Raw genomic sequence first — 13,526 nt, forward strand, 5'->3', positions numbered from 1 at the left:
AATTTTCTGGTATTTTCTCCATAATAATAAATTCGTAAACTTATAAGACTTAAATTATCTTCACCTGACAAGAATCTAAAACATCTAAGGCTGATGCCTTCTTTTCATCTGTTAAGCCTTCTGTCAAATCCTTATAGATATAAATGTTTTTCTCTGGCAAAAAGCCTTTGACTAATAAAATATTTGAAACCACACAGATGTCTGCAACAAGACCAAGAAAATAAATGTCCCCTATTCCCTTTTCCTCGTCTAACTTTCTTAGATATTCTCCAAGTTCAACTGAAGCAAAGGTATTTTTCTCGAACTTCTTTGCTCCTTCAAAGGACTTAGTCAGCTTTAATTCTTTTGAAATATCGTGACCCCAAGTTCCCTTAATACAATGTTCAATTGGAAGGTTCTTTCCCTCATTTGTTGAAAGATAATCATCATGATGGGTGTCAAGGGTGTAGACCACTTCCCCATCAAAGTCTTCAACTTTTTCTACAACTCTTTTTAAAAGATTTTCTCCGTCCTTTGCCTTTAGAGATCCTGTTACAAAGTCATTTTGCATATCAATAACAACTAAAACGTCCATTATCTCCCTCCTTTTCCCTATCTTACTCCAAATTTTACATAAATTAAAGTTACTTGTATAATATTTTGGGGTGACTTATGAAATACACTAGCGTAATTAAAGCAGAATTTTTATATAGAAAGAATAGATTTATATCCTATTGCAAGAAGGGTTTCAAAACCCTTGAGGTCTATGTACCAAACACAGGCCGCTGCAAGGAGCTCCTTATTGAAGGAGTAACAGTCTTTTTAACCTACAACGATAATCCTAATAGAAAGACTTCTTATACACTTATTGGAGTTATGAAGGGCAATAGGCTTATAAATATTGACTCTCAGGCTCCCAACCAAGTTGTGGAAGAGGCCCTACTTAAAAATAAAATCGACCTGGGTTTTAAATATAAAACTATAAAGAGAGAATACACTTACAGGGACTCACGCTTCGACTTTTATCTTGAGGGCCAGGGCAAAAAAGCTCTCATGGAAGTCAAGGGAGTTACCCTTGAAAAAGACGGAGTGGTTGCCTTCCCTGACGCTCCAACTAAGAGAGGGCTTAAGCACGTCAAGGGACTAGATAAATCCCATGAGGACTACAAGACCTTTGTCCTCTTTGTAATCCAAATGGAAGATGTTGAGTTCTTTACACCAAATTATTTAACTGACCCAGATTTTTCTAAAGGACTCAAGGAAGCAAGTGAAAATGGAGTCAAGGTTCTCGCCTATGATTCAATAGTCACAAGAAATTCAATAGAACTTAATAAGAAAGTCCCTGTTATTTTGGAGGAGAAATGGAATTAAGACTTGCAAGTGAAGATGATAGAGAAATAATTTTAAAGATTTATGATGATGGATCGAAGAAATTAAAGTCCTTGGGACTTGACCAATGGCAGGGTCAAGACAAACCAAATCTTGATAATTTTAAAGACCTTATAGACAATAATAATATTTTTGTTTTAGAAGACCATGGTAAAGTTGTCTCCACTGTAATTATTTATGACTTCGACATCGATTATGAAAATAACTTGGATGGAACTTGGCAAAGTCCAAAGCCCTATGTGGCCCTTCATAGGATTGGGACACTTGAGAGCCAAGGAAAGAAAGGTTACGGAAGAAAGGTCATTGAGCTGGCAGAAGCCTATGCAAGAGAAAATAGTTTTAAGTCTGTGAGGATTGACACCCACAGGGGAAATAAAACAATGCAAGGACTTTTAAAGTCCCTAAATTATAACTACGTTGGACTAGTTTATCTCTCTGGCAAGAATGAAAGACTTGCCTTTGAAAAAGTATTGTGAGGTTAAAAATGTTTAAAAATAAGGATGACAAAAGATTTATTGAGATTTTTAAAGAAGGATTTCTTACTGAGTCCATGAAAATTCTTTTGGACACAGAGACTGGCGTTAATTATCTCTATATAAGCGCCGGTTACGGCATGGGAATCACTCCCCTTCTTGATGGTGAGGGAAAAGTTATTGTTTCTAATCAAAGAGAAATCGCATCTTACAAGGAAAGAATATAAATATTTGAGCAAAAAATAACCACAGTCTAAAAGTTTAATACTTAAAAGACTGTGGTTTTATTTTCATATTAATTTCGGTAAAAAAACTGTTGCCAGACCTAGGAAGATAAAAAATCCAAATACATCTGTAAAAGTTGTCAAAAATATTGATGATGCAATTGCCGGATCCACCTTGAACTTGTCTAAGATTAGTGGAATTAAAAAGCCCATGGAGCAAGCAATTATCATATTTAAAATCATTGCCAAAAATAGTATTAGTCCCAGGTAAAGATTGTGGTGCCAGAAGACAAAAACTCCTGCCGCCAAGAGACCAATTATTGCCCCTTCAGTAAGTCCCAAGAAAATTTCCTTAAAAATAAGCTTAAAGTCCTTCTTTAGGGACAACTCTCCCCTTGCAAGGGAGGTAATAATAATTGAAAGAGTTTGTGATCCTGCGTTTCCACCCATTCCCGTTACAATAGGCATGGCAGCTGATAGGACAACCACTTGAGAAATTGTTGATTCAAATCCCTTTACAACTGATGAAGCCAAAAAGGCTGTCACAAGATTTACAATAAGCCAAGGAATTCTCGACTTAAAGGATTCTAATATGCTTGAGTCGTATTCTTCATCGGCGTTAACCCCGTGCATCTGCAACATATCTTCGTTGTGCTCTTGGTCAATAACGGCGATGATGTCGTCTGATGTAATAACACCAAGGATTGCCATGTTATTATTTACAACTGGAAGTATATCTAACTCGTATTTGGAGAAGAGATTGGCTGCAACTTCTTGGTCGTCTGTCCCATAGACATAGAAATCGCAGCCTTCCATAAGATCCTTTAAAAGAGCATCTGCATGGCAAACTAAGAGGTCCCTCATTGTTACAATACCCTTGAGTCTGTGCTTATCATCTGTCACAAAAATCTTGTCTATAATTTCTGTCTTTGGGGAAATTGCAATTAATTTCTTAACAGCCTGGTCAGCAGTTAAATATTCCTTAAGGGCTATAAAATTTGTAGCCATAATTGAACCTGCAGATTCCTCATCAAAGGAGAGAATCATCTTTAGGACATTTTGTTTATCACTTTTTAACTTAGACAAGATTTCCTTTCTCCTAACTGTTGAAAGAAATCCAAGAAGGTCTGCCACTATAGAATTTTCTATAAAGGCAAAGGCCTCAATAAGTTCTTCATTGGTGAAAAACTTCATTATATCTACTGCCAAATCTTCTTCAGATGACTCTAACAAGAGTCCAAGATTTTCCTTGTTTAGTAATTTTACAAAAACTTCAAGTTCATCGTCTTCATATTCTTCTAGCTCTAGAGATATATCAACTGGATGATATTCATCAAAGAGCTCATTTGCTTTTATCTCATCTCTTTCTAAAATTATATTTTTTATTTCATCTATTATGTTCACTTTTTCCTCCTGCTAAAGTTTCTAAATCTGTCACAAAGGAAGAAATTTCATTTTTCTTTCCATTAGTGTAGTGGGAATACATGAGGAAGAGCTCCCTCTTTGCCCTGGTCATGGCCACATAAAATAGGCGTCTCTCCTCTTCATAGAGGTCTGGATCTTCTCTTAGGTCCTCAATGCTTGAAGTGGAGGGCAGAGTTCCCTCATATAAGTCTACAACAAAGACTTTGGAGAATTCAAGCCCCTTGGCTGAGTGGATTGTGGAGAAGGTAAGCCTTTCATCAGTGTCCCTGGCCTTTAAGAGGTCATATTCCAACTCCTTTAGTCTTCCAATGAATAAGTCTAAGGACTTAGCTGACTTGGCAATCATCTTTAAATAATAGAGGTATTCATTTAATGTGGATTCCGTTTCCATAAACCTCTTGGCATTTTCTCTTAGATAATCACCATAGCCCATTTCCTTGTCAATATAATCTATAGCTTCATAGACACTTATCCTTGCAATCTTTTTAAAGCCAACAAGTAGACCATTGATATTTTTATTGTAATAAGGAGGAAGGTCTGGATAGTCCTTTAGGATGTTGAATACATTTTTCCCCCTATGTCTCTTTAGGTATTCAATATGTCTCTTTGAAATATAACCCTTCAACTTAAAATAAAATTTTTCATAAAGGTCTATATCTGACAAATCTTGGGCAAAATTTAAAATATCCAAGATGTCACGTGTTATAAAATGGGAGAAAAACTTGGTCTTCTTGTCCTTAATATTAAATTCATAATTTTTTCTCTCAAAATACTCCACAAGGCCAATGCTTGATAGATTATTCCTATAGAGGACGGCTATGTCACCATCTTCTTTCTTTAGTTCCTCTTCTATTAGGGCGTACTGGTCCCTTGGCTCCTTGACCTTAATTATATTGACAGGCTTGTCAAAGGGATTTTCTGTCACAAGGGTTTTTTCAAACCTCTTTTCATTTTGAGCAATAAAAATATTTGCAATATTTACGATATTTTTTGTGGAACGGAAGTTGTCTTCCATATAAAAAGTCTTGATGTCATCGAATTCATCTTGAAGCTTAAAAAGTTCCTCTGTATTGGCTCCCCTAAAGCCATAGATAGACTGATCGTCATCGGCAACAACAAATAAATTGTTGCTAGGCTTGGCAAGGAGCTTTAAAACCATAAATTGGCTCCTAGAAGTGTCTTGTCCCTCATCAAGTTGGATAAACTTAAACCTGTCCCTGTACTTCTTCATTATTGCCGGGTCATTTTTTAAGACATAGTAAGAAAGATTTATCATATCATCAAAGTCTATTAAGTTCTTGTCTTTTTTAAACTTCTCATAAGTCTCAAAGAATTTCACAAAATTATCTGTGTCACACCTCTTGGTCTTGGCAAAAGACTGGGGCGACATCATCATATTCTTGCAATAGCCAACTTCTGAGATTGCAGTCTCAATTCGCTCTTCTGTGGGATAAGAATTATTAACAGACCTGTAGATGTCTCTTAGGATCTCGTACTTCTTTTTCATATTAGAATCAATTAAGCTAAGGGACTTGCCATACTTTTTGGAATAATCCCTTACAATTGAGTAGCAAAAGGCATGGATAGTGGAGAAGTGGACAGTCCTGTCCCCATCCATTCCTACAAAACGATTTTTTATATCCACTGCTTGGGCCTTTGAAAAAGTAATGGTTAAGATGCTCTTTGGGTCCACTCCCCTCTCTATTAATTTTTTTGTCCTGTAAAGGATCATAGTAGTTTTTCCCGCTCCAGGAACTGCCAATACGATGGCAGGACCCTCAAAGTGGTCTACAGCTTTTAATTGACTTGGTGTTAAATTCACTTTATCCCTCCTCCTATAGTTTAAACTATAGGCCGATTATTTTAAATCTATTTTTAAGCTCTTCATTATGGTATAATCTTAGTATGAAAGAGCTTTAAGGGGGATTACTATGTTAATGACAAACTTTTTACAAAAGAGAAAATCAGTGAGAAATTTTAAGAAGGATACAGTACCAAGGGATTCTTTAGAAAATATAAAATTACTTATGGATGAACTAGACCAAGAAGAAGGAGAAATAAATTTTTCACTTTACGAAAACGGAAAAATCGTAGCAGAAGGTCTAAGGGGCAAGGCTGGTTATTCTGGAGTTATGATCGAAGCTCCACACTACATTGCACTAGACATCACAAACGACAAACCACTTAACATCTTAAAGGGTGGCTACTGCCTTGAAAAGCTAAACACAAAAATAGTCGACCTTGATTTAGATACTTGCTGGATAACAGTAGATGATGTTGATGCAGAAACTAAGAAGGCAATCTTTGGCGAAAATGGAATAGGAATCGACTATCTTATAGCAATTGGCTACGGACAAAAGAAAAAATTATTTGATCCAGAAGTTACAAGCTCAAGACTTAATGTAGATGAAATTGTATTTGCTGACACATTAGGAAATCCAATTTCCATTGAAACTCTAGAAAATTACGGAGTCTTTGATGTCTTCTCATCTGTTAGATATGCACCAAGCCACAAGAACTTCCAACCTTGGAGATTTGTTCTAAAGGGATCAGTTGTTGAAGCTTACATGTTAAAATCTGACGAAGACTCAAGATCACTAATAGACATGGGCGTTATCCTTTTCTACATGGAAGAAATGCTAAAGACTATGGGAATCGAAAAGAAATGGACAATCGACCTAAAGGACTATGGCAAATATTATTACATTGGTTCCTTTACTTTATAAAATTTAAACATTAAAAAGAAGCTCATTCACTTAGAGCTTCTTTTTTTCTGTATTCACTTGGACTTAGTCCCGTAAATTTTTTAAAGGACCTTGTGAAATTTGATGGACTTGTGAAACCAAGTTCCATAGAAATTTCTGTTATGTTTTTATCTGTATTAGTTAAAATTTCTTCTGCCTTCATCATCCTCAAATTATTTAAATACTTTATAGGAGTGTACTGAAATTTTCTAATGAATTTATTGTTTAAGTTTGACTTAGAAATCTTAAATTTTTTTGTAAGCAAATCTAAAGTAATATCCTTGTCTAAATTATTTTTAATAAACTCTTCAATTAAAATAATTTCCTCACTTCCCTCTTCCTTCTGATAAGATTTTCTTATTTCAGAAGTTTTTTCTCTTGTAATATCGTAAATAAAATCCAAAGCCTTTATAGAAATCCCCAAGATATCTTCACTTTTTAGGACTTGGATAAGTTCATTGGCCCTTTGAATTAGTCTTTCATTTTTATAAACAAAACCCATATCCTTTATGGAATTTATTTTTTTCAAAAATTCTCCTAAAATTTTACCATGAAAAGAATCCTTATCTATCTGGTCTTCAACAATAAAAAAGTTAAAAGCTTGAACCCTGTCCTTGGTTGTATAAGATTCTCTTGCATAGGGAAGGGCCTTGCCAATAAAAATTTCTCTCGTTATTAAAATTTTTGTATCATTGATATAGGTAAAGTAATTACCTTCATAGCTATAGGAAATCCTATAGCCCTTATTTCCCTTGCTATCAGAAGCTTTCACTTGATACCTTTCTCTTAAGTCAATATACATTAGCATAAGTCCTGGGAAAAGTTTATAATTTTTCATTTTATTTTTAGGATGGCATATCCCTTGATACTCTATAAAATCATCATTATCATCGACGACCTCAAAGTCCCAGGAAGCTAAATAATTATTATTTTTCATTTACAAACTCCAAAATATTTTCATCTGCACTCTTAATAAATTCATAATCGTGTGTGATTATAATAATTGTTTTATTTTGCTTTTTCATTTCCTTTAAGAAGCTAATTAATTTTGTCATATTCTTTAGGCACAAGCCAGAAGTTGGTTCGTCTAACAAAACTATTTCCTTCTTGCTGGCAAGGGCTAGTCCAAGGGCAAGTCTTTGCTTCTCTCCTCCAGATAAGGCTTGGGGGTGTCTGCCCTTCTTGTCCCAGAGTCCTAAATCACGTAAGATTTTTTCCTTTAGGAGGTCATCATCTGATACTATTGAAATTTCTGAGTAAACTGAATCTGTAAATAATTGATAGTTCACATCTTGCATTACAAGAGAAATTTTTTCATAGGATCTCTTTATTTTCTCAGACCCATAATATAAGTCTCCCCTTTGTCCCTTATTAAGTCCACAAATATTTCTTATAAAAGAGGTCTTTCCTATTCCATTTGCTCCAATTATAAAATAAATTCCCCTGTCAAAGGATAGGTTGAAGTCAAAAATTACCTTCTCACTTCCCCTATACTTGCAAAAAAAGTTTCGACACTCCATTATTTTGTCATGATCAAAATTTTTATCAAAAAAAGATTTTTTTATGTATTTATCCTTATTCAAATCTTCCTTTTTTATTTCCTTTAGGCTTCTCAGCTTATGATTTCTTATGAATTCATCATTAAGCTCTTCTCTTTCGTAGGACTTTATTTTTTTGTCCTCAATGACAAAGAGCTTATCCATTATGTCCCTTAGGTAGTAGAGCCTATGCTCTGCAATGATTATAATTTTTTTCTTTTCCTTTAATATCTCAATAATATTTTTTAATCTTTCAATGGAGTTATTATCAAGAGAGGCAGAGGGTTCATCAAAAATATAAATTTCATTATCCATTAGGGCAACAGATGTAATAGCCACAAGTTGTTTCTCCCCACCCGATAATTTGAATAAATCTCTATCAAGTAATTTATCTGTCCCAAAAATCCTTGTATAATAATCTATTTTACTTAATATCTCCTCTCTTTTTACATTTCTGTTTTCAAGAGCAAAGGCCACCTCATCACTTGAATTGATGCAGTAAAATTGATTTTTGGGATTTTGAAAAACTGTGGAAATATATTGACTCCTATCGCTTATGCTCTGGTCAAATAAATTTTTTCCCTTAAATAAAAGCTGGCCCGAAATTTTCGCATTATTTACCTCTGGAATTATACCATTAATTAGCTTTATAAAAGTTGACTTGCCTGAACCTGACTGGCCACTTATTACATTTACACTGCCCCCTTCAAAGGATAGATTAATATTTTCAAATATTGTATTTTCTTTGCCCTCATAATTTTCATAGGCCAAGGAAAAATTTTTAAACTCTAACATATTTTCACCCTGATGAATAAAACAATTATAAAAATTCCAAAAGCTATTAAGACATAATCTTGCAACTTCAAGCTTGCATCAGAAATAGATGACCTCTCTCCATCCACTCTCATTCCCCTTGTCATAGCTGATATGGCAACATCATCAGCAGTCTGTGATGTAATCATTAAAAGTGGAACAAACTTATATTCCAAAATCTTAGCAGGCTCTTTGAAAAAATTTTTTATACTTAGTCCATGCATATACATGGCCTCATTTATTTTCTTGTAATCTTCCTTTATTGAATAAAAAAATCTAAACATTACAGAAACTGGAATGATCAAAAAATTTGGCAAGTGTATTTTCTGCAAAGAATAAACAAGATCACTCATTTTTGTTGTAACAAGAGCATAATAACCCATCATAACCCCAGGCAAGATTCTTATAATTATTCCAACATAAAGGTTTAAAATCATTGTCAAGAAATTTTGCGGAAGCTTAAGCAAAAGACCTTGCCCTAAGATTGCCACAGAAGTATATAAAAGTCCCTTAATTAAAAGGGACCACTTTCTATCAAATAGTGCAAGTAAGTAGGGAAAGATTGCTATCAAAATTCCAAGATAATAATATCTTCTTCCAAGAGAACCCTCAATGGCAGCAATCCCTATTACATTTGTTAAAAATATTTTTGTCCTAAAGTCAATTTTCATTAAGCCATTCCTGCTTTTTTGAAGTGCTTATTTAGGATTTTAATTCCAATAGTACAGCCTAAATATCCCCCTAACATGCCTACTAGGACTACAGGTATAAAGGACCAAGTTGGCATAACAGATAATAGTTTTTCTGCATATTCTGCTCCGTAATCTTGGTCGATTAAAGATTGAACAAAGGCATCTCTGGCAAAATACACTGGTATTAAATTTGCAGCTGCAAAAATCATAAATACTGTATAAGTTAGTCTTGCAGTTTTTATTGACTTGTAACCACCTTTTTTTAATATCATCTCGCAAATTAAAGACAAGACAATTATGGCAGGAAGAACTATTGCCCCATGACCTGACATTGAAAATACAAGTCCAAAAACTATTCCCATTATTAAGACCATTCCAAACTTATCTATCTTTGTTGAATAAAGCATAAAGACTGGCCCCGAAACCAAACCACAAGCAAAGGGAACTAGGGGCATAAGGACAGGTATAAAACCTATCATACCTCCACACCAAGTTGCCATTACAGTTAAAAGCGAAAATACACCGGCATTTACTAAATCCCGTATTCCAAATTTTTTCATCTTATCTCCTCCTAATATACAAATTCTTCTGACTTCTTTGATGACTCAATCATGTTCTTGTAAGTCTTGCTTCTTTTTAGTAGTTCGTCATGTCTTCCAAAGTCTTCGATCTTTCCGTCCTTCATAACAATTATTTGGTCTACATTTTCTATTGACTTCATCCTGTGGGATATTATTATGACAGTTTTATTCTTTGTTAATTTATTCAAAGATTCCTGGATGTACTTTTCATTTTCCACATCAAGTGATGCGGCAATTTCATCTAAAAGAATTATTTCTGCATCCTTTAAGAAGGCTCTTGCTATGGAAATTCTTTGCCTTTCTCCTCCAGATAAGTTTGAACCATTTTCGCCGATTTCTGTTTCATATCCCCTTGGCAATTTCTTTACAAAGTCATCGCAGTTGGCAAGTCTTGCCGCTTCAAGGACTTCTTCGTCACTGGCACTGGACCTGCCCAGCCTAATATTTTCCATCACTGACCCATTGAATAGGGTCACATCTTGAAAGACCATGGAAATGTGTTTGAACAAGTCTTTTGTACCAATGTTTTTTATTTCCTTGCCATCAATTGTAATTTTTCCAGAGTCATAATCATATAGCCTTGCCACTAATTTTATTAGGGTAGACTTACCGCAACCAGATGGACCAACAAGGGCAGTAGTCTTCCCCTGCAAAGCCTTAAAGGAAATATTATCTATAACTTTTTTATCATCGAGATAAGAAAAGGAAACCCTATCTCCCTTAATGTCAAAGGATCTTAAGTCTGCTCTATCTCCCCTTTGAATTTTTTCATTTCTTAGGGCCTTTATCTTTTCAACTGGCGAATCAATATACATTAACTCTCCATAAAATTGGTTGAAGGCAGCAACGCCATCAATTAATCTTGCTGAAGCAAATAAATAGCCTGCAAAATACAAAATATTTATTTCCCCATCTATCAAGCTATTTAATCCAACATATATCGCAAGGGCAAGCGATAAGTTTGCCACAACCGTTGCAGAAACAATGGGTATAACTTGTCCCAGTTCTGACTTAATGTGGTTTTTTTCTAAGGACCTAACAAAGTCAATTCCATTTTTTTCCTTTTCTTCAGTCAAGTTATAGGACTTAATCTCTGTAGATAGGTCAATGAGTTCTTGGAACATCTTTGAGGACTTCCTTTGCTCCTTGTAGTAAGACCTTACGCCCTTCTTTTGCATCTTGCTGGAAAGCAAATTCAAAATAGCAGAAATATAAATTGGCACTATAACTGCAAGCCCAAGTTTTAAATTCCCAATTAGTAACAAAATCGAAATAATGAATAGATTTATTATAAAACCATAAAAGCCTGGAACTGCATGAGAAAGTCCATGCTCAATTGCCTCTACATCCTTCATTATTGTTTGAGAAAGATCTGTTAAATCTCTGCTTGAATAAAAGCTAAGAGGCAAGTCCTTAATTATTTCAGAAATTTCTATCCTTAGATTTGCAGACTCCTTATAGGTTTCGTTGTAGGTTGTAATGTAGTCCCTATTAATTACAAAAATCATAAGAAGGGCAATTATTACATAGGCGATAACTGAAATACTTGGACTAAAGTCTCCTAAGTTTAACAAGCCTTGCATTACATACATAAGAAGAAACATTGGAAGCATATAAGAAAGGGTCTTTAGGCTGGAATATCTTATTGCAACTAGGGCACCCTCTGCCCCCTTGTCAGTTAGTCCAAAGTGATTTTTTAAATAATTTTTCATCAGTCAACCCTCCATTCATTTGCCTTCATATACATTTCCACAAACTTCTTATACTTGCTATCTTCATTGTAAAGTTTATCGTGGCTTCCTCTTTCAGCTAGCCTTCCATCTTCAATTAGAAGAATTTCATCTACTCCTCTTATAGAAGTAAGTCTGTGGGCAATCATAATTGTAGTCCTGTTCTTTATAAGTTCCTTAAAGGCAATTTGTAATTCATACTCGTTTTCAGGATCAGCAGCTGCTGAAGCTTCGTCCATAATAATAATTTTTGGATCCTTTAAGAAAATCCTAGCAATACTTACCCTTTGCTTTTCTCCACCAGAAAGATTTACACCTTCTGCTCCAATCACTACATCATAACCTTCTTTGAATTTGTCTATAAACTCGTCACACCTTGCAAGTTTTAATGCCCTTAATACTTCTTCATCACTTGCATCACTCTTCCCAAGCTTGACATTTTCAAAAATGGAGATACCCTGGAAGAGCTGTGGGTTTTGAAAAACAATTCCTATGTTTTTCATAAGACTTTCCTTGTCATAGGAAGAAATATTTTTGTTTCCAATTAAAATTTCTCCTGAGTCAACAGGGTACAGACCAGAAATTAATTTTGCAATAGTTGACTTACCTGAGCCTGAACTACCCACCAAGGCATAGACCTTATCTTCTTCAAGACTTAGAGAAAAGTTATCTAAAATTTTATTTTCTCCGTCATAGGAGAAGTCTACATTCTTAAATTCAATATTCTTGTTTAAGAATTCCCTTTGGCTTCCAAATTCTATTTCCTTCGCCTTCATCTCCTTGAACAAATTTTCAAGATTATCCACAGCAGAATTTGCCTGGAAGACAAACATAGATACATACATAATTTTCATTGTGTTAGAAAAGAATATCCCCATGAACAGAGTAAAAAATAAAATTTTTGCCGCCCAAAGACCAGGATCAGCTCCCCTATTAACCATAAAGATTCCCAAAAATATTGGCGTAATTATAAAAATATTTAAAAGCCATTGGAATATGACATAGGGAACCCTGCAAGACATAGAATACTTATAGACCATCTCCTTATAAACAAGAATCGAATCATAAAGTTTTTTAAAACCGATTAAGGGTGCATTAAAAATCTTTACTACAGGCATGGCCCTTACATACTCAACTGCACCTGCATTCATTTCGTCAAGCATATCCATATACTTCTTCATAAAGGACTGATCACCCATCATATTTTTTACAAGGACTAAACTTATTAGGACAATGACAATAAAAAATATTCCAAGGTATAAATCCAATACAAAGGTCAAGATAATCATAAGTATAGGAGTCAAAAATGCAGCTGTTTGATCTGGAATTAAATGAGCTACAATCATGTGAGTTTGCTCCACATTGTTGTCAATTATTTTTCTCACTTCTCCAGAATTATGTAGGTCAAAAAAAGTATTAGATGCCCCAAGAAGGTGCCTTATACCTCTTTCACGAAGACGTGTTTCAAGCCTAAATCCTGCCAAGTGACTCATCCATAGTCCCATAAAGTATAAAATACCATAGGCGATAAATAAAAATAAAATTTTTATAGCAAGACTTCTTCCTTCTGACAAGACCCCACCACTAAAAACATTCTTTAGCAAAATCCAAATTAAATAATAAGCATAAAATTCTAAAACAATGCCCACCGTTGTAAGTAGACATGCAAGAATACCGTGAAGTTTTCTCTCAGGTATGTAGGAAAATAATTTTTTGTATAATTTCAAAATATAACACCTCTCTTTATTAAATAAAAAATAACTGATAACAATTATCGATATTATTATAATATTTCTTTTTCTTAATTTCTTAACAAAAATACTTTTCTATTCAAAAAAATTTTTAAATTATATTCAATTAGAATTTATTTGCCATATTTTTTTCTTTCATTCGCAAACTTCCAAAATTTTTATATAACTTATTTGCAAAAAAGCATAA

Annotated in this window: 13 protein-coding genes; 4 read left to right on the forward strand and 9 right to left on the reverse strand. The window is 34.3% G+C overall.

Annotation, left to right across the window (positions count from 1 at the left end):
- Nucleotides 1-49: 49 nt before the first annotated feature.
- Nucleotides 50-574, reverse strand: coding sequence for a cysteine hydrolase family protein (locus HMPREF3023_RS07050; RefSeq protein WP_070702049.1), 525 nt, complete (start codon nt 572-574; stop codon nt 50-52).
- A 77-nt stretch (nt 575-651) separates the two neighbouring features.
- Between HMPREF3023_RS07050 and sfsA the strand changes: the two genes are divergently transcribed.
- From sfsA to HMPREF3023_RS07065, 3 genes are read left to right on the forward strand one after another with little or no spacing between them, the layout of a single operon-like run.
- Nucleotides 652-1,350: a DNA/RNA nuclease SfsA gene (sfsA, locus tag HMPREF3023_RS07055; RefSeq protein WP_070702051.1), complete on the forward strand. Its 699-nt coding sequence runs from the start codon at nt 652-654 to the stop codon at nt 1,348-1,350.
- On the forward strand, nt 1,341-1,844 hold the full coding sequence (locus HMPREF3023_RS07060; RefSeq protein WP_070702053.1) for a GNAT family N-acetyltransferase: 504 nt from the start codon (nt 1,341-1,343) through the stop codon (nt 1,842-1,844). Before sfsA ends, HMPREF3023_RS07060 begins: the two co-directional genes overlap by 10 nt.
- 8 nt (nt 1,845-1,852) lie before the next feature.
- On the forward strand, nt 1,853-2,068 hold the full coding sequence (locus tag HMPREF3023_RS07065) for a DUF6440 family protein (protein ID WP_070702055.1): 216 nt from the start codon (nt 1,853-1,855) through the stop codon (nt 2,066-2,068).
- Nucleotides 2,069-2,131: 63 nt separating this feature from the next.
- On the opposite strand, the gene mgtE is transcribed toward HMPREF3023_RS07065, so the two are convergent.
- Nucleotides 2,132-3,469 (reverse strand): magnesium transporter, encoded by a 1,338-nt coding sequence (gene mgtE, locus HMPREF3023_RS07070; RefSeq protein ID WP_070702057.1) that lies wholly within the window; start codon nt 3,467-3,469, stop codon nt 2,132-2,134.
- Nucleotides 3,453-5,312, reverse strand: coding sequence for an ATP-dependent helicase (locus tag HMPREF3023_RS07075; RefSeq protein ID WP_070702059.1), 1,860 nt, complete (start codon nt 5,310-5,312; stop codon nt 3,453-3,455). Before HMPREF3023_RS07075 ends, mgtE begins: the two co-directional genes overlap by 17 nt.
- 109 nt (nt 5,313-5,421) lie before the next feature.
- Here HMPREF3023_RS07075 and HMPREF3023_RS07080 point away from each other — a divergent pair, with 109 nt between their 5' ends.
- A complete protein-coding gene (locus HMPREF3023_RS07080; RefSeq protein WP_070702061.1) occupies nt 5,422-6,216 on the forward strand; it encodes a nitroreductase family protein in 795 nt (264 codons plus the stop codon).
- Nucleotides 6,217-6,238: 22 nt separating this feature from the next.
- Here HMPREF3023_RS07080 and HMPREF3023_RS07085 read toward each other — a convergent pair whose 3' ends face one another.
- Genes HMPREF3023_RS07085 through HMPREF3023_RS07110 form a run of 6 tightly spaced genes read right to left on the reverse strand, consistent with a single transcriptional unit; the run spans nt 6,239 to nt 13,315 of the window.
- Entirely contained in the window at nt 6,239-7,171 is a 933-nt protein-coding gene (locus tag HMPREF3023_RS07085) for a helix-turn-helix domain-containing protein (protein ID WP_070702063.1), read from the reverse strand.
- Complete coding sequence (locus HMPREF3023_RS07090) at nt 7,161-8,567, reverse strand: ATP-binding cassette domain-containing protein (RefSeq protein WP_070702065.1); 1,407 nt, start codon at nt 8,565-8,567, stop codon at nt 7,161-7,163. Before HMPREF3023_RS07090 ends, HMPREF3023_RS07085 begins: the two co-directional genes overlap by 11 nt.
- Nucleotides 8,561-9,256, reverse strand: coding sequence for an energy-coupling factor transporter transmembrane component T family protein (locus HMPREF3023_RS07095; protein WP_070702067.1), 696 nt, complete (start codon nt 9,254-9,256; stop codon nt 8,561-8,563). Before HMPREF3023_RS07095 ends, HMPREF3023_RS07090 begins: the two co-directional genes overlap by 7 nt.
- Nucleotides 9,256-9,837: an MptD family putative ECF transporter S component gene (locus tag HMPREF3023_RS07100; RefSeq protein ID WP_070702068.1), complete on the reverse strand. Its 582-nt coding sequence runs from the start codon at nt 9,835-9,837 to the stop codon at nt 9,256-9,258. The genes HMPREF3023_RS07095 and HMPREF3023_RS07100 overlap by 1 nt, the downstream gene beginning before the upstream one ends.
- Nucleotides 9,838-9,848: 11 nt before the next feature.
- Entirely contained in the window at nt 9,849-11,570 is a 1,722-nt protein-coding gene (locus HMPREF3023_RS07105) for an ABC transporter ATP-binding protein (protein ID WP_070702070.1), read from the reverse strand.
- Nucleotides 11,570-13,315: an ABC transporter ATP-binding protein gene (locus HMPREF3023_RS07110; RefSeq protein ID WP_070702072.1), complete on the reverse strand. Its 1,746-nt coding sequence runs from the start codon at nt 13,313-13,315 to the stop codon at nt 11,570-11,572. Before HMPREF3023_RS07110 ends, HMPREF3023_RS07105 begins: the two co-directional genes overlap by 1 nt.
- Between the last annotated feature and the right edge of the window lie 211 nt (nt 13,316-13,526).

The organism is Peptoniphilus sp. HMSC075B08 (assembly GCF_001815405.1).
Lineage (GTDB): Bacteria > Bacillota > Clostridia > Tissierellales > Peptoniphilaceae > Peptoniphilus_A > Peptoniphilus_A harei.